At 65.3% G+C, this 15,950-nt stretch carries 14 protein-coding genes and 1 pseudogene; 6 read left to right on the top strand and 9 right to left on the bottom strand.

Annotation, left to right across the window (positions count from 1 at the left end):
• Nucleotides 1-51: 51 nt before the first annotated feature.
• The 3 genes from D7X12_RS16150 to D7X12_RS16140 form a co-directional block, all read right to left on the bottom strand.
• Nucleotides 52-1,077: a hypothetical protein gene (locus tag D7X12_RS16150; protein WP_244224591.1), complete on the bottom strand. Its 1,026-nt coding sequence runs from the start codon at nt 1,075-1,077 to the stop codon at nt 52-54.
• 236 nt (nt 1,078-1,313) lie between these two features.
• Nucleotides 1,314-2,711 carry a DUF1552 domain-containing protein gene (locus tag D7X12_RS16145; RefSeq protein WP_120626156.1) on the bottom strand — a complete coding sequence of 466 codons (1,398 nt, stop codon included), beginning with the start codon at nt 2,709-2,711 and terminating at the stop codon, nt 1,314-1,316.
• A 5-nt stretch (nt 2,712-2,716) separates the two neighbouring features.
• Nucleotides 2,717-5,056: a DUF1588 domain-containing protein gene (locus tag D7X12_RS16140; protein WP_120626155.1), complete on the bottom strand. Its 2,340-nt coding sequence runs from the start codon at nt 5,054-5,056 to the stop codon at nt 2,717-2,719.
• A 202-nt stretch (nt 5,057-5,258) separates the two neighbouring features.
• On the opposite strand from D7X12_RS16140, the gene D7X12_RS42905 reads away from it, so the two are divergent.
• A complete protein-coding gene (locus D7X12_RS42905; RefSeq protein ID WP_158620059.1) occupies nt 5,259-5,780 on the top strand; it encodes a hypothetical protein in 522 nt (173 codons plus the stop codon).
• On the opposite strand, the gene D7X12_RS45290 is transcribed toward D7X12_RS42905, so the two are convergent.
• Nucleotides 5,692-5,955: a hypothetical protein gene (locus D7X12_RS45290; RefSeq protein WP_341868224.1), complete on the bottom strand. Its 264-nt coding sequence runs from the start codon at nt 5,953-5,955 to the stop codon at nt 5,692-5,694. The two genes, D7X12_RS42905 and D7X12_RS45290, sit on opposite strands and share 89 nt — an antisense overlap.
• Before the next feature lie 99 nt (nt 5,956-6,054).
• Between D7X12_RS45290 and sitA5 the strand changes: the two genes are divergently transcribed.
• The 5 genes and pseudogenes from sitA5 (at nt 6,055) to D7X12_RS42435 (ending at nt 10,638) form a co-directional block, all read left to right on the top strand.
• A complete protein-coding gene (gene sitA5 / locus D7X12_RS16130; RefSeq protein WP_120626154.1) occupies nt 6,055-7,407 on the top strand; it encodes a SitA5 family polymorphic toxin in 1,353 nt (450 codons plus the stop codon).
• Nucleotides 7,407-7,760, top strand: coding sequence for a DUF2019 domain-containing protein (locus D7X12_RS16125; RefSeq protein ID WP_120626153.1), 354 nt, complete (start codon nt 7,407-7,409; stop codon nt 7,758-7,760). The genes sitA5 and D7X12_RS16125 overlap by 1 nt, the downstream gene beginning before the upstream one ends.
• A 19-nt stretch (nt 7,761-7,779) precedes the next feature.
• Nucleotides 7,780-8,529: a glycosyltransferase gene (locus tag D7X12_RS45365; RefSeq protein WP_369333656.1), complete on the top strand. Its 750-nt coding sequence runs from the start codon at nt 7,780-7,782 to the stop codon at nt 8,527-8,529.
• Nucleotides 8,530-9,066: 537 nt separating this feature from the next.
• Nucleotides 9,067-9,243, top strand: a pseudogene (locus D7X12_RS45485) (hypothetical protein); the annotation flags it as partial.
• A 141-nt stretch (nt 9,244-9,384) separates the two neighbouring features.
• Entirely contained in the window at nt 9,385-10,638 is a 1,254-nt protein-coding gene (locus D7X12_RS42435) for a hypothetical protein (protein ID WP_147443686.1), read from the top strand.
• Nucleotides 10,639-10,691: 53 nt separating this feature from the next.
• Here the strand turns inward: D7X12_RS42435 and D7X12_RS43720 are convergent, their stop codons facing one another.
• The 5 genes from D7X12_RS43720 to D7X12_RS43715 all read right to left on the bottom strand — a co-directional run bounded on the left by D7X12_RS43720 (nt 10,692) and on the right by D7X12_RS43715 (nt 15,734).
• Complete coding sequence (locus D7X12_RS43720) at nt 10,692-11,117, bottom strand: hypothetical protein (protein WP_208719075.1); 426 nt, start codon at nt 11,115-11,117, stop codon at nt 10,692-10,694.
• A 53-nt stretch (nt 11,118-11,170) separates the two neighbouring features.
• On the bottom strand, nt 11,171-12,172 hold the full coding sequence (tnpC, locus tag D7X12_RS16105; protein ID WP_158620058.1) for an IS66 family transposase: 1,002 nt from the start codon (nt 12,170-12,172) through the stop codon (nt 11,171-11,173).
• Between the two features lie 101 nt (nt 12,173-12,273).
• Nucleotides 12,274-13,308 carry a ParA family protein gene (locus D7X12_RS16100; protein WP_120626151.1) on the bottom strand — a complete coding sequence of 345 codons (1,035 nt, stop codon included), beginning with the start codon at nt 13,306-13,308 and terminating at the stop codon, nt 12,274-12,276.
• Complete coding sequence (locus D7X12_RS16095) at nt 13,305-14,501, bottom strand: RNA/DNA-binding domain-containing protein (RefSeq protein WP_158620057.1); 1,197 nt, start codon at nt 14,499-14,501, stop codon at nt 13,305-13,307. Before D7X12_RS16095 ends, D7X12_RS16100 begins: the two co-directional genes overlap by 4 nt.
• Before the next feature lie 441 nt (nt 14,502-14,942).
• Entirely contained in the window at nt 14,943-15,734 is a 792-nt protein-coding gene (locus D7X12_RS43715; protein WP_244224589.1) for a transposase, read from the bottom strand.
• Nucleotides 15,735-15,950: the final 216 nt, after the last annotated feature.

Here is a 15,950-nt window from a genome sequence, read left to right as displayed (position 1 = left end):
CAGGCACCGCCTGGGGCCTCATGGGAGGCCACAGCTGCGGGTTGTGTCGGATTACAGCAGGCCGTCCAGCCAGGTGAGCTGCGCGTCAATCGTCTCCGAGATGGCGAGCGGCTGCTCCGACGCGCTCGGGTCGGTGTACGGGTTGCCAATCTCCTTGTGCTGCCACTTCACCCAGGTCTGCTTGTACCAGCCCCAGTCCAGGTTCGTGCCCGTGGACGGAGGCGTGGTGCCCGCGTACCCGGAGAAGGCGCGGATGCCGGTGGCCGGCGCGACCTCCTGGCCTCCCACCACCTGATACAGGTGCAGCCGCTCGCGGCGGGGGAACTGGGCGGGCAAGGGGGCGGCCCAGGCGCCGTAGAACGTGCCCCAGGGGCGCACGGGGTTGTTGATCTTGGTGTCGAACGTGCCCAGCTCGCCCTGGCTGTTCCTGCACACGCCATCCAGCGACGACACGTAGACGGTGATGCCATCCAGCGCCGTGTTGGCGCGGAGCGCCTGGGCGATGCGCATCACCAGGCACCCGCCGCGGGAGCTGCCCGCCAGGTAGATGGACCGCGTCTCCGGGCGGACCTGGGCCTGGAGCCAGTGGACGAACCCGTTGACGATCCGCTGCTTCGTGTCGCTGTCGAACAGGTGGTCGAAGTTGTTGTCGTTGACCACGGACAGGTGTGTCCTGCCCGGAGGAAACCAGCCCAGGGCATCGAGCTTCATCGCCAGGGAGCGGCCATCCAGGAGCACGTTGGGGCAGGAGACACCGTCACAGGACGCGTCCCAGTGGGAGGACTGGCCCGTCACGCCGCTGGAGTGGCCGCTGCTGGAGATCTTCTGTCCGGCGGTCATGAAGACGATGGCCTCGCGCACGCTCGGGGCCTCCACCTGGGCGATGCGGATGGCGTGGAGCGTGCTGTCGGAGGCACCGCCCGCGCGGAACTGCTCGAAGCCCGGCGCTGGCTGGTAGGCGCCGGACGCGTCCTTGTAGACGACGCGCCGTGACACCACCGTGCGGCTACTTCCGTTGGGATAGGACAGCGCCTGGGATTGTGAGTCCAGGGCCGCCTCGGGTTCCCCCAGTAACAAGGCTTCGGATTCTGGCGGAGCACAGCCCGCGAGGGTTCCAACCAGCACCAGCGCTCCAACGTTCCAACGCTTCACTTGACGCTCCTTGGGGTGGACGGGCCTTTCTCAATCCATAAGCCGCAAGGCAAAGAAAACAAAATCAGTACGCATGGGGCGAATAGAAGGCCTGTTGAGGGTGGGGGCTGGAGCAGAGGCGCCTGTGGCGGCGTCACAGCCGCCCAGCCCGCTCTCGCGGCTCAGCCATACAGCTCGCTCAGCGGTCCCGGCGCGATGCGCGTGCTGCCCTCCTGCCCGAAGGTGTTGAAGTTCGCGTCTCCGAACGCGTGGCCGAGCGTGTTGAAGAGGTTGGAGACCTGCCGGTTCCGGGCCGCGTCGTACTTCGGGTACACGACCGTGCGCCCGTCGGTCTTCAGGCCCAGCGCGTTGCCGCCCACCACGAGCTTCGGCCACTCACGCGAGGTCGAGTGGTGCTGCTCGCCGTTGTCGGACATGAAGACGATCGCGGTGTGATCCAGCATCGAGCCGCTCGCGCCGACCTCGGGCGTGGCGGCCAGCGTCCTCGCCAGGTTCGCCACCAGCTGCACGTGGCGGCGGGTGACCTCGGCGACGCGCTCCCAGTTCTGCCCCGCATCCAGGCCGTGCTGCAGGCTGTGTCGCGGGATGTCGGTCACGTCCGGGCCGTAGGCCACGTCGAAGCCCGAGGTGCCCGTCGCCAGCACCACCGTGTTCGTCAGCCCGCCCAGGAGGGACGCCGTGGCGATCTGGAACTGCGCCTCGAACCACTTCAGCGAGTCGGGCGGTGAGCCCGCGCCGGTGATGAGCGGGTTGTCCTTCGGCGCCAGCGGCAGGTAGGGCCGCACGCGGGCCGCCATGCCTGCGAGCTGATCCTCTCGCGTGCGCAGCGATTCGAGCGAGGAGAGGTAGCGCTCCAGCTTCAGCCGCTCGTTGGAGTTGCCGCTGAACTCCGCCAGCGCCTTGCGCGAGTCGGCCAGCGCGAAGTCGAAGAGCATCTTGCGATCGCGCCCATTCGTCGAGCCGCCGAGCAGCGAGCCGAAGGTGCTGTCGAACGCGAGCGACGGGTTGACGATGATGCCCGCGGGCTTGCGGGGTCCGAGCGCGCAGGTCTCGTACACGATCGACACGCGCGCGGAGCTGGTACCCAGGCGCAGCACGTCGAACGGTGCACCCCGGCGCAGGCGAGGTGCGATCACCGCGTCGAAGGTCGCGCCCGCGCCGTTCACCGCGCAGCTCAGCCCGCCCGTCCCGCTGGAGTGCCCGCCGCCTGCGATGAGGTTCGAGAGCCCCAGCAGCACGGCGGAGCGGTTCACCAGGTCGATGTTGCCGGAAGAGGCCGCCAGCGGCCCGAGACTGATCGCGCTGGCGAGATTGTCGCCCTCACGCACCAGCGGCGTGTCCTTGTACGCGTCCCAGAAGAGGCGGTCGGAGGTGTTGGCGCGCCCACCCAGCGCCGCGCGGGTGCCCGTGCTCAGGAGCGCGCGGGGGTAGACGCCATTGCACTCGAGGACCAGCACCAGGCGCGCCGGCAACGCTGACGACTGGGCGTAGACGTCGTGGAAATAGGGCGCGAAGAGGCCGGCGGCCATGCCCTTCAGGACGGTTCGTCGCGAGAACATGGCAGTCACTCTCCAGCCTGCGGCAAACGCCGCGTCTTCCAGGTGTCGCTGGTCATCAGCGTGGTCAGCATCTTGGAGAACGAGCCGTTGTTCTGATCATAGGCCTGCTCCATCTGCGTCAGCGTGCAGGCGTCGCTCGGGTTCTCCGGACGGCCCATGAAGTAGCGGAAGGCCTGTCGCACGAAGCAGCGTTTCACGTGCCGCGAGGTCGCCAGGCGCTCGCTCAACTCCACCGCGTCGCGCACCGGGCCGTCCAGCGCGGGGTCCGGCATCGACGTGAGCGTCGAGCTTCCGTCCGGCGTGGTCCAGCCTCCGCTGGTCGAGTGATCTCGCGCGCGCAGGAAGCCCGCGTGGTTGTAGATCTCGAAGGGCAGGCCGAGCGGCTCCATCAGGCGGTGACAGCCCTGACACTGCGCTCCGGCGGTCGCCTCCTGCAGGCGGCGGCGCGCGTTCTTGTCGGCGGCGTGAGCGCCGACCTGGGCTGCCACCTGCACGCTGCTGAGCGGCGGGACGAAGCCGCACAGGAGGTTCTCGCGCACCCACTTGCCGCGGTGGACGATGGACGGATCGTCCTCGAAGTTGCCGCCGTGCGCGGCCAGCCACACCGGGTGGGTCAGCACGCCCGCGCGCTCCGCGTCAGGCAGCTTCTTCCAGCGGCCCGCGACGGTCGCCGGGAGGATCTCGCTGACGTTGTAGGGGTGCGAGAGGCCCTTATGCGAGTCGTACGCCGCGTGCTGCATGGAGGGCACGTAGAAGGTGCGCGTGGTGAGCAGGTTCGCCAGCACGTTCTGATCCTCGACGACCACCCGCGCGATCAGATCGTCGAACTGCTGGATGAAGGTCGGCTCCAGCGGATGGAAGTTGGTGAGCAGGTTGTCGTACGAGACCGCGCTGATGTAGCCGAGCCCCTCGAGCTCGAAGCGCGAGGTCGCCGCCGGGGACTCCTTGAACACCGCGGACACGTGCCCGTAGCCGAGCCACTCGCGGAAGAAGCCCGCGACGCCGTCACCCAGCCAGTACTGCCCGCGCTTGGAGCGCTGCTCCTCGTTGTAGTCCTGCACCAGATCGAAGCGCGGTGTCCCGTTCTGGTTGGCGTCGACGCCGCCCAGGTGCTTCTTGATCAGACCGGTGGTCGTCGCATCCTGCGTGAGCGAGCCATCCTTCGCGGCAGTGGCCACGTCCGCCAGATGCCCCTCGAGGGGCGCGGAGTAGTACGGATACACGAAGCTCGGCGTGGCCGAGGGCGCGCGCCCCCCAAGCGCGTAGGCCAGCTGCGAGCCCAGCTCGAGGCTGGTCAGTTCCACGCGACCGTTGGCCGGCACGCCGCCCATCTCGCGGCGGAACATGGCGCCGGTCATCATCCACGCGGCGTTGGAGATCCGCGTGATGGAGTCCGCGCGATTCTGCGGGGAGTTGCTCGGCTCCTGCGCGATGACCGCGGTCGCGAAGGCGGTGATGCGGGTGAGCTCATCCTCGGTGGGCGGGCGGAAGAAGACGCCGAACTCGAGCATCTGGCCGAGGTGGAAGCGCTTGCAGGCGTCGCTCGGGTTCGCGTCGTTGAACATGCAGCTGAAGCGGCTGTTGGTGTAGACGCGCTCCATCCGGTTGCCGTCCGGGTAGTTCATCGTCCACGGCGAGGCGGCCGCGCCGACCACCGGCAGGAAGAGCTCCACCGTGGCCTCGTCCAGCGTCTCGTCCGTGGCCCAGGAGCTGTACTGCTCGATGGCGCTGGGATCGAGCGGGTTGTCGTAGAAGCTGAACCCGGTCCAGCTGCGCTCGACCGAGCCACCGACGTTGCGGGTGAACTCGCGCCGGTTCATGCGGCGGATGCGCGTCGGCGCATCCGAGCGCACGCCTTCGGTGCAGGCGAAGAGCGCGGACTGATCGAGCAGGTTGGGCTCGGGCACCACGGTCGCGGGCGGGCCGTCCGTGCCACTGCAGAGGGGCATCCCCTGCCCGATCCAGGTCTCGAGCGCGGCGGACTCGGCTGCGCTCGCGCGCTCATGCGGGGCCGGCGGCATCGGAGACGCGTCGTCGCGCATGCGGATGAGCGCGCGCTGGGCGTTGCTGAGCCTCCCATCCATCGCCGAGCTCACCCGCATGTCGTGCAGGGTGCGCAGCGGCATCGTCGCCCCCTGGGTCGGCAGCGCGCCGTGACAGCTGGCGCAGCGATTGGCGAGCACCGACTGCACCACGCACGCGGCGCCCAGGTTACCGCCGGGCCCCCCGTCAGGCTCACCGGGCTCCCCTGGGTTGTTGGGGCGTCCGTCGTTGGTACTTGGCTCGATGGTGCCCTTGCACGCAACGAGGCTCAACAGTCCGGCCAGCAGGAGGACGCGGTTCATCCCGCCAGACTCGCACGGATGGCGGGTGGGGTGGCAAGCAGGCTCTGCATCCGGTCGCGGCCTCTCATGAGCGCGCGGGCCTGCCCAGATTCCGGTCGCTACATCAGGGGTGCGCCGTTGCCTCTCGCCATGATGCGCGCCATAGGATGAGGGGCTTGCGAAGAATCTCCAGCATGCCAAGCCCGCTCATCAAGGACAGCCCATGCGCCTGAACCTCCTTCCCGTTATCGGATTGCTCTTCCTTCCTGCCTGTGGATCAAAGTCGGAGCAGGCAGAGAGCGTGGGATCCTTGCAGGGCGACAAGGCCTTCCCGGTGACCTGGACCGGCGAACTCCTGCCGCGCGGTCCCGACGGCGGGACCTCTTTCTCGATTGCCCTGCTGGCCGACAGCGACCTCTCCGGGCTCTGCACGGCACCCGCCGACGCCGGCTACGTCCTGCCACCGTCCCGCTTCGTGACGGTCTCGGTCATTGGCCCGCCCGCGGCAGGGACCTTCGAGGTCGGCAACGCCACCGGCCCTGGGTTCGTCCAGGTCCAGCAGCGCCTCATGGACGGAGGGACGCAGACCCTCGGGGTGGCCACCAGCGGAAGCATCAACCTGACGACCGCTACGACGGGCCGCCTCGTAGGAAGCTTCAATGTCCAGGTCCAGGAAAGGTCAGACGCAACGACGACGGGTTTGTCGGGAACCTTCGACGCCCCTTTCTGCGCGAACCGGAAGTGATGCCTCCCCCTGTCTGTCCAATCAGCCGGCCCAGTTCATCCGAGCGCAGCCGCTGGGTCAGTGCATCGAAGTGCGTCTGGTAGAAGTTCCACGCCAGTGACTGCGACTCCGGAGACATCAGCGCCATGCCGAGGATGACCTGCGAGTCGCGCACGTCGAAGTCCGACGAGACCACGAGCCCCAGCGCCCGCCACAGCAGGTCCGGGTTCCGGAAGTACGCCAGGGGAGGATCCCTGGGGATTGAAGGCCGCCGAGGCAGCGCCAAGAGGGTTCCGTGCTTCCACGATGGTCGCTTCCCCTATTGCTCGTAGTCCTGACCGGATGCGGTAGCACCACGAGAGCGGTGCGCCTGGACACGGGCCATGGCGCGCCCACCGTGTTCACTCCACGCTCCGGTGCCGCACCAGTGGAAATGGACGCCGACGACTTCGAGGAGGCCGTGGAGGCACTGGCCCTGGCCGTGCGACCCTCCATGCGCCCGCAGGAAGCCGCACGGCACCTGTTCGAGGTGGAGCCGCGCAGCGGTTCCTACCTGTTCGACCCTCGCACTCGTCGTGTCACTCCGCTCGGCCCGAGTGAGCACCTGGAGGGAGGGCCACCGTCCGCGGACGTGGAGTTGACTCGTGCCTACCTGCGTTGGTGCGAGCGCACCGCCAGATCCGGCGACTGCCTGCACTTGCTGGTGGAAGGCCCCTCTGTCACTGGCGATGGGCGCTACGCCCTGTCCATGGCCCTGGCCCAGGGCGTCGTGTTGGACGAGATGATGGATGCCTTCAAGGACATGGCCGACCCCCAGGCCATGATGACGGCAGTTCTCTGGACGTGGACCACATACATGATCCTCCTCGCGGTGCCCGAACCCTTCTCGAAGGGTGTGGCCGCCGTGATGACCGCCTCGCTCATTGCCTACGTGGGGGTCGATACGTTCTGGACTCTCATCGCTGGCTTCAAGCGGCTGGTGGAGGCAGCGGATCGGGCCACCACGTTTGACGAGCTACGCGCGGCGGGAGAGCACTACGGCAAGGTCATGGGCCGCAACGCGGCGCGCGCATTCGCCATGTTGGCCACGGCTGCCATTGGGAACACGGCGGCGGGGCTGGGGTCGAAGGTGCCAATGCTCCCCGGCGCCGCGCAGGCGGCGGTGCAGGCCGAAGCGCAAATGGGCATCAGGCTTGCGGCGGTCGCGGACGTGGGAACGGTGGCTGTGAGCGCCGAGACCGTCACCATCGCCCTCGCGCCCGGCGCGGTGACCATGGCGGCCAGAGGCACGGGCGACGGTGCCTCCGCCAAGGCGCGTCCCTCGGGCTACAGGACCTGGAGCTCATTCAGTGGCTTCAAGAAGGCCAGGGGCCCGGCGGGCAAGAACAAGGAGTGGCACCACATCGTCGAGCAGACCCCGGGCAACGTGAAGCGCTTCGGCCCCCCTGCCCTCCACAACACCGAGAACATCATCCCGCTGGACAAGAGCCTGCACACCGACGTCAGCGCTTTCTACTCGTCGATCCGGCGTACCATCACGGGCTCCAGCACCTTGACCGTGCGGCAATGGTTGAGCACGCAGTCCTATGAGGCCCAGCGTGACTTCGGGCTGCTGGCCATGGAGAACGTGGCGAAGGGGTTCTGGTGATGACGCTGGAGAAACTGGTCGAGCAGTTCGCGCTGAACGTGGCGGCGCAGACCGAGGCCATCTTCCGGGGAGATGCCAAGACCGGGAACAAGCACGCCAGAAAGTACGGCGCCGCCGTCGACAAACTCCTGGCCAATGGAAACGCAGGGCGAGATGCCCTCCTCGTCCTGCTCAAGCATGAGCGCATGGATGTGCGTGTCATGGCCGCCGCACATCTGCTCCGCTACCGGACGGCCGAGGCGAAGGTGGTTCTGGAAGAAGCCGCCAAGGGCAAGGGGCTCGTGCCCTTCGAAGCCGGGCAGGCATTGAAGCGGTGGGAGGAAGGAACCTGGGCCCTCGACCCAGGGCCGTAACTTCATTCGCTCCTCCCGCATGGGAGCATCGCGCTTCTCCCGCCTCTCGGGATCCCATATGCCAGCGGGCATGCGCGTCACGCTCATCACGTTTGGCACCCAGGGAGACGTCCGGCCCATGGTGGCGCTCGCCGAGGGCCTTGCGCGGGCCGGTCACACTCCCGTCCTCGTGGCCGACCCGGAGTTCGCTCCGCTTGTCGCAGGGCGCGGCATCGAGTTCGCCCCTCTGGCGGGTGACATCCGCGCCACCACGGCCCGGGCGGACATGGAGGCGCTCTTCACGCGGGGCCACAATCCGACGGAGCTGTCGCGGATGATGGCCCGCCTTGCCATCGAGCACTCGGAGTCCTGGGCCTCGCAGTTCCTCGCCGCGGCCCGGGACGCATACGCATCGGGCGAAGAGAAGGCCTGTGGAGGGTGGGGGCTGGAGCAGAGGAGCCGAAGAGGGACGCTGACGGGTGCCGCCGAGCGGTGCGCCGGGCCGGGGGAGAAGCCGTGCAGCCCTCATGGGGCACACGCCCGCTCAGGCCGCGCTCCCCTCAGGGGCGCGGCAAGGGGCTTGGGCATGGGGCCACTGCGGCCTGGCGCTCAACACCACCCCATCTGCGCAGGCCCCTGCGCCGGGGCGAGTTGTGCCGGCCGCGTGGGGAAATCCAGGTGCTCCAGGATGGCACGCACCCCACCGGGTGCCGTCAGAGACGCCAGCACCCTCAAGCGTGCCTCCACACCTGCCGCAGGCGAACACGTCCAGCGCGAAACTCCTGCTTGAGCAACCGGCCCCATCCCGCCGCGGCGTGCGCTCCGGGGGCGGCTCCTGTCTCGTCGCGGCTAAAGGCAGCTCGCTTCCCTCTTCCGGCTTCGCCTCTGCCTCCGCTTGAAGGAACTGTGCAGTTGCATGACGCAGCAACCAAGGACGAAGAAGTCGACATAGCCCCTGGGCTCATCGCGGACTCGTTGCGGTTGGCGAAGGTACTTTGAAGGGTGGGTCAGCTTGGCACCACCCGATGGCAACTCCCCAGTCACGCCCTGGGTTCGAGGCGACCTCCAGCACTCCACACTCATCGACCCACGGGGTCCAGCTTCTTCTTGGAGTTGTGGACGGACAGCAGCAGCGCCAAGCGTGGCAAGAATGAAGCAGGCCTGGGTTCGCGGGCCATGCTCACCAAATGGGTGCCACCTTCCACCGGTCAGGCCATCCAATATTCCAGACTCAATTCAGCGAAGGGGCACACCAAGCTTCCCCTCCGTGGAGAACGGACTATACTCCTAGAAGCTAGAACTGGACTACTAACTACCATCCCTCTCTATGCTCAAAGATCCCCAAATCAGCAGGGCCGTTTCCCAGATCCTGACTCGCTCAGAGCGTCAAGAGGACACCGACAGACTCCAAAGGACCTATGTTGAGTCTGGGGCTGTAACGCAGCTGGATAATCACAATAACCAAATTGTGTTTGGCCGACGCGGCACAGGGAAGACCCATGCATTCCGAATCCTTGGAGAACGTGCACGGGGACGCGGAGAGACCGTCCTTTACATCGATCTGCGGATTCTTGGATCTGCACAGCAAGTATCAGACGAGCAACGTCCACTCGCACAACGTTGTATAAATATTTTCAAAGATTTCTTGGGAGAAGTGCACAACGCGTTTCTGGATGCCTGCACGTCTCCCAACAATACAGCCCAAGCAGACTTCGTAGAGAAGCTAGACGGTCTCGCGGATTGCATAACCAGAGTCGCACAAATCTCAAAGAGGCAAAAAGTTTCAACGGAAGAAATCATTTCGCGGGTTGATAAAGATAAATTAAAAGCAGCAGCAAGCATCGAGGCGCTTGAGCTTTCGGTAGAGTCCGCCCAAAGCACCACCGGATCCACAAAGGAAGCACGGGAGTATGAACAGGTATTTGAGGATAACATACTCTTCACAGACCTTCATCACCGCCTAGCTGACGCCATTGTGGCGACCGGAAACAAGCGCCTCCTGGTCCTCATAGATGAGTGGACCACCATGCCTGCCGACGTTCAGCCCTATTTTGCGGAGTTCCTCAAGCGTTCATTCCTGCCAATAGCAAGGGCTACCCTAAAGATTGCGTCGCTTGAATATCGCTCCCGCTTCTCAGTTACAGCATCCAGAAATGCAGTTCTCGGATTTGAGCTAGGGGGCGACATCTCTGCAAATGTCGACCTGGATGACTATTTCGTCTATGACCGAAACCCAGAAGGAGTCACCGCCTTCTTCGATGAACTGCTTTATCGACACGTAGTCAACGAGCTTCCAGACAAGTTCTTAGGCGAGCAGTATAACATTGGAAATGCTGCATCTTTTCGCACGACTCTTTTTACTGAGAAAGCGACATTCATAGAACTCGTGCGTGCATCCGAAGGGGTTGCGCGAGATCTGATAAACATAACGAACACATCATTCTTCGATGCGCTCAGGCGAGGACGCGAGAAGATTGACATAAAGGCAGTTCGAGAGGCCGCTCGCCAATGGTATGAGACAGACAAGGCCGTCAACCTCTCGGCGGATCAGTACTCGATTCTCCTGAGCATCATCAAGGATGTCATTGGTGATCGCCGCGCCCGCTCCTTTATGGTTGAGAGGGCTCATTCGGGGCATCCAATGATCCAGTCGCTCTTTGACTATCGAATCATTCATCTAATTGCACGCGGATACTCCGACAAAGAGAATCCCGGCCTAAGATACAACATATACACGCTCGACTACGGGACGTATGTAGATCTAATTCAAACAAAATCCCAACCTGAGCTTGACCTCGTTTACGAAACCGAGGAGCAGGAGGGCCGAATTGTTCCCTATGACGACAAGCGGAGCATTAGGCGAATCATTCTCAATCCGAAAATCCTCCTCAAGAAATGAGACAGCAAGGACGTAACAGACACCATATCCCGAGGCAGTCACATCCGTTCCTTTCATTCCTGGGCGTCTTTGCCTGATGCCTGTGCATGCAGTTCGCCTGGAGTCTGTCCCGGCATCGGCAAGGGATAGCCGTGCCGATTCGGATCCGGCTTGAAACCCTCCACTTCCCTCCACTCGTCATAGCTGAAGGCCTCTGGCATGGTGCTCATGACCCGGAGCTGATGCTCGCGGTCCGCTGGCACGGGGCTGTCGTAGTCGAAGATGGCCTCAGCGTCGCCGAACAGAGGCATCAGCCGCATCTGGTACTCGGTTCGCAGAAACGTAACCGTCCGGCCAACGACGTGCCGGATCGCTTGAGGGCGGACGGAAAGCGTGCGTGACGAGGGTGCGATGTAACCGTTCGGCCAACGACGTGCCGGATCGCTTGTAACCGTCCGGCCAATGACGTGACGGAGTGCTTGAGGGCGGACGTCGGCCATGCTCGGCGAGCGCCGCGAAGGATGGAGCGGGTGAGGATTGGGGAGCCGCGACGTCAGGACGCGTCGGCTGCGCGCAGGCGCTTCCACTCGTGCGGCAGCAGCTCGCCGATGCGCTCGTTCGGGTGCGTCTGGACGCGCAACAGCACGTCGGCGAGGTAGTCCTCGGGGTTGACGCCGTTGGCCTCGCAAGTGGCGACGAGGGCGTAGAGGCCGGCGAGGTTCTCCCCCGCGGCCTCGTGGCCCACGAAGAGGAAATTCTTCCTTCCCAGGGCGGCCTTGCGCAGGGCTGCTTCGCTGCGGTTGTTGTCCAAAGGCAGGCGCGCGTCGGAGACGGATCGGGTGAGGGCGTCCCACTGTTTTCGGGCGTAGGAGAGGGCCTGCCCCAGTGGCCCCTTGGGCAGATGGCGCGGAGCCTGTTCCTCCAGCCAAGCCCGCAGAGCGGCGAGGACCGGGGCGCTTTTCTGCTGGCGCAGCGCGCGGTGGGCGTCGGTTCGCACGAGGCCCGCGTCTCGCGCCTCGGCCTCCACCCGGTAGAGAGCGAGGATGAAGTCCAAGGCCTCGCGGGCTTCCGGTGCGGTGGGCAGCGCGTCGAAGAAGCGCCGACGCACGTGCGCCCAGCAGCCGACGCGGACGCGCCCCTCGGGCAGCGTCACCGCGTTGTAGCCGGTATAGGCATCCACCACGAGAGCGCCCCGCATACCGCCCAGGACGTCCAGGGGCGTCGTGCCCACCCGGCCCAGGCTGAAGCGATAGCCCAGCAGCCACTCTCCCTGCTGCGTCTGGGTGAGGAAGGTCCAGAGGTAGCCCTGCTTCGTCTTCTTCACCTCCAGCACATGCACGGGCGTCTCGTCGGCCCACACCACCTCCGAGGCCGCAATGACTTGCAAGAGGTGCGTGGAGAGCGGGAGGAGCACCGAGGCAGACTGGTGGAAGAGGTCCGTCAGCGTGCTGCTCGCCCAGCGCCACCAGGTGTACCAGCGCGCTCGCGCCCGCCACCCCGAGCGCTGGAGCCGCGACACGCGCGACTGGACGCCCGCGGGCCCCGTGCGCCTCAACCCCTCACGGAAAGTGCAGGAGCTGAAGTGCCTCGACTGAACCCTCTCACGCGACAACTACCTTGACGCTCACCGGGACAAGCGCACCCGCAGCCTGGGCTTCACTGCGTGAGAGGGCGTGCTTCGGGCAGTTGCCCAAGCCTCTCTAGCAAGCGATCGGCGAGGGCTTCAAACTCAAGTCGGCAACGCGCGATGACTTGCTGGTGCCCACTGCTCGCCCCATCCGCTTGTTTCAAATCGAAGATAGGCTTCCTAGCGAGTTGGGCCAGTGAGGCAAGGCTCCAGACATTGGTGAGAGTGGCAAGGCACAGCCCGTCCTTCTTCAACGTAAGGGGGGGGCTTGATGTCACTTCACCTAGAATGTGTTCGTGGAAAGCTGTGGGAATGCGTTCTGCCCACGACGCGTGGATTCGATGGTCAAGCCGGCCCATGAATTGCTGCACGACGTAGCCGATGGGTTGAATAGGGTGGACGGGAAGGATTTGCTGGGCTCCGCCGCCCAGGTGGTGTTGGCAGATCTCTACCCAATCCTGGCGCCACTCGCGAAGGATGGGGCCAACAGTGGCGAGCCCCTGCAGGCTGAAAAAGTTGGTCACCAGGGGAAATACTACGGCATCACAAGCCAAGAGCGCCGCACGGTTCAGCACTCGCAGTCCGGGGGCGACATCCATCATGACGACATCCGCGCTGACCTGCTCTGCCGCCATGGTGGACAGGCGCGCCAAGGCCGTCATCACCTCCACGGCACGCGTGCCGTCAGGCGCCCGTAGCCTGGGCCACTCTTCCGCGAGCGTCTGCTCGAAGCGGATGAGGTCCAGTTGTCCGGGAAGCAGCCAGAGGCCTGGTGCGACTTCGACGAGCTTGGGTTCCAGGATCCTTCCCTGACCGAGGCGCACGGGAGCCAGACACCCCGCCACTGTCCGAGCCGTCGTGGCGCCCTCCACCCCGGGTTCCTCCTTCTCCCAGACATCGAAGAGCCCTTCTTCCCCAAGGAAGAGCGCCGAAAGGGCACATTCCGGGTCGTAGTCGAGCACGACAACCCGGTGCCCTTTTCGCGCCAACATGTGCGCGATGTTGAAGGTGAGCGTGGTCTTTCCCACTCCCCCTTTGCTGCTGAAGAAGACAAGGGACTTCATGCCCTTCTCCGGACGATGACACGCGTGAAACCATTGAGCTCGACCTCAAGCTTCGGGTTGCCGTTCTTCTCCAAGAACCTGCGAACCAGGCGCACGCCTCGACCAAGATGCTCAACGTATCCGAGCTGCACCAGCCAATCCGTTAGCGTCGGGTTCCGGTAATCGGACTGGCTTCCGAATTCTCCTTCGCTCGCACGGCCAAAGGGCCCACCTGGATTCGAGAACTCGATGCGATCATCGAACCACTCGACACGACCAGGTGCGTTCGTGCCCTCGTATTGCCGGTGCTGCACCATGTTGCGTGCCAGCTCTTTGAGCGCCTCCAGGGGGTACTCGGGGACGAATGGCGAGCGGATGCCCTCGGCGGCCCCTGGGACCGCAACGATGTGGACGCTCATCTGCGCCCAGAGGGCCTCCAGTTGCTGAGGAATCGTTCCCGTAGCCGTCTTCCTCCACACCACCGGAGCATCAATCTCCGTGCCCGCGTAGCGCACGAACTCCACCGCAGCCCCCGGGAAAAAGCTCTGCGGGTTCAGGCCAAAGAGCAGGAGAGTCGTAGGATTCGGTGTCCAAGTTCCCTGCACGCGGGCCCCGAGTTGGACTTGGCTGAGCCATGACTCCAGTGTGGGATAATCCTCGAGCTGGTCGACACCTTCCTTGGCTGCCTCGTACCGGCCTGTCAGTTCACTGATGTTCAAATCAGCCAAGCCAGCCCCTGCCCGCGGTCGGAAATCAAATGGGTGGGATTTCTCGGGGCGTCTCTCGCGAAGACGCTGGGTGTCCGCCTCTTTCGCACGGTAGGTCGTCGAGCCGTGACGGACCCAGGAAACCGTATCGACCGTCACGATTGGCGGCACGGGGTAGGGCTCCACACGCACGATGAAGACAGACTTCCCTTCGTACTCCAGCACCTGGATGTCAAAGGAGGGCGTCGGCGAGAGGTTGAGTGAGTGAAGCCGGTTGGCGAGGATCCGCTGCTCCTCGTCGAGCTTCGCGCCGCGGGTATCCACTCCAACGACGGACCCATTTTTGTCGACGCCGATCAGCAGGTACCCGGGCTTGTGAGTGTCTCCCAGGTCGTTCGCCAGGGCACAGACTGCCTGGAGAATGCCACTTGCGTCCTTGGAGGACTGCTTCCATTCAACGCGCTCATCTTCTCCCCTCAGGTACTGCTTCAGTTCGTCGGGGCCCACACTCATCCTCCTTGCCCAGGGCTTCGCGGGCCGCAGTTTCCATGAGTACCCTCAAGTCCCCCGTAGGGCAACGAAGCCCTGTTCCTCGCTGGGCGCGCATGCCGAGTCGGGCAGGACGCATAGGGCGAAGAGAAGGCCTGTGGAGGGTGGGGGCAGGAGCAGAGGTGCCGAAGAGGGACGCGGACGGGTGCCGCCGAGCGGTGCGCCGGGCCGGTGCAGAAGCCGTGCAGCCCTCACAGGGGGCACACGCACGCTCAGGCCGCGCTCCCCTCAGGGGCGCGGCAGGGGGCTTGGGCATGGGGCCACCGCGGCCGGGCGCTCAACACCCCGCGCTCGGGGGTGGCCCCCGGGCTGGGGACAGTCTCCCAGGCAGCGTGGGCCGTCCCAGGTGCTCCAGGAGGGCACGCACCCCACCGGGTGCCGTCAGAGACGCCAGCACCCTCAAGCGTGCCTCCACACCTGCCGCAGGCGAACACGTCCAGCGCGAAACTCCTGCTTGAGCAACCCGGCCCCATCCCGCCGCGGCGTGCGCTCCGGGGGCGGCTCCTGTCTCGTCGCGGCTAAAGGCAGCTCGCTTCCCTCTTCCGGCTTCGCCTCTGCCTCCGCTTGAGGGAGCTGAAATGGCCGGAGTTTCGCGCCCGGAGCGAAGACACCGTGAAACCTCGTGAGGTTCGACCGAGGCGGAGGTATCAGGGACGCCACGCGACGTAAGAGTTCCAGTCCGGTGAAGAAGAGGTGTGTGGTGCCGTCTGGCAACGGACGCTTCATCCGCCAGGCAATGCGGCCGTCCTCCGCTCGTGACAAACGCTCCAGCGCCAACGCGCCGCGCGCTCCATAGCGGCACAGCCGCTCCAGCCCCTGCCGATCATTGGCGTACAGGTGCGTGTTGGCGTGCAGGGAGAAGCCTTCCAGGAAGGAGCACCGAGGCTGCTTGCTGGGAGGGCGCAAGACATCCAGTTCCAGCCAGCGCAGTCGCTGCTGCAGGGAATGCGCTGGGTATGCCTGCTGCGCGTCCTCGGGCCCTTGCGCGGGGAGAGCCCCTCTGTTTTCCAGGAGGCGCAGCACCCGCTGGCGCACTACCCTCAGCAGTCGTTCTACCTCTGATTGAGTGGGTGGCGGCAACGCCTCGAAGCGCACACCGCTCTCCTGCGGCACGAAGACGCCGCCTGGCACCAGCGAGTGGAAGTGCGGCGTTACCTGCAGGGCTGAGCCGAAGAACTGGACGAATGACACGGCCCCGACCTGCCCACCGTACAGCCCCTGTCGCCGTGCCCTTCGACGCGCCTCCGCCGTGCGTCACTCCCACGGTTCACATGCTGGTACGTACTGGCGTGCAGGGAGAATCCCTCCAGGAACGCCGGGCGGGCAGGCGCCCACACGATTCGTCAGGGGCGCAGCGTGCGCTTCAGTGCTAGGCCATGGTGCCATGTCCGGCGCCCCACCCGACCC

The sequence above is a fragment of the Corallococcus sicarius genome (assembly GCF_003611735.1).
Lineage (GTDB): Bacteria > Myxococcota > Myxococcia > Myxococcales > Myxococcaceae > Corallococcus > Corallococcus sicarius.
This window is presented reverse-complemented; position numbering and strand designations above follow the sequence as displayed.

Excerpts from the sequence above, each read along its gene's own strand:
- D7X12_RS16145 (WP_120626156.1), bottom strand. The coding sequence starts at position 2,711 with ATGTTCTCGCGACGAACCGTCCTGAAGGGCATGGCCGCCGGCCTCTTC.
- D7X12_RS16140 (WP_120626155.1), bottom strand. The coding sequence starts at position 5,056 with ATGAACCGCGTCCTCCTGCTGGCCGGACTGTTGAGCCTCGTTGCGTGC.
- D7X12_RS42905 (WP_158620059.1), top strand. The coding sequence starts at position 5,259 with ATGCGCCTGAACCTCCTTCCCGTTATCGGATTGCTCTTCCTTCCTGCC.
- D7X12_RS16125 (WP_120626153.1), top strand. The coding sequence starts at position 7,407 with ATGACGCTGGAGAAACTGGTCGAGCAGTTCGCGCTGAACGTGGCGGCG.
- D7X12_RS45365 (WP_369333656.1), top strand. The coding sequence starts at position 7,780 with ATGGGAGCATCGCGCTTCTCCCGCCTCTCGGGATCCCATATGCCAGCG.
- D7X12_RS43720 (WP_208719075.1), bottom strand. The coding sequence starts at position 11,117 with ATGGCCGACGTCCGCCCTCAAGCACTCCGTCACGTCATTGGCCGGACG.
- D7X12_RS16100 (WP_120626151.1), bottom strand. The coding sequence starts at position 13,308 with ATGAAGTCCCTTGTCTTCTTCAGCAGCAAAGGGGGAGTGGGAAAGACC.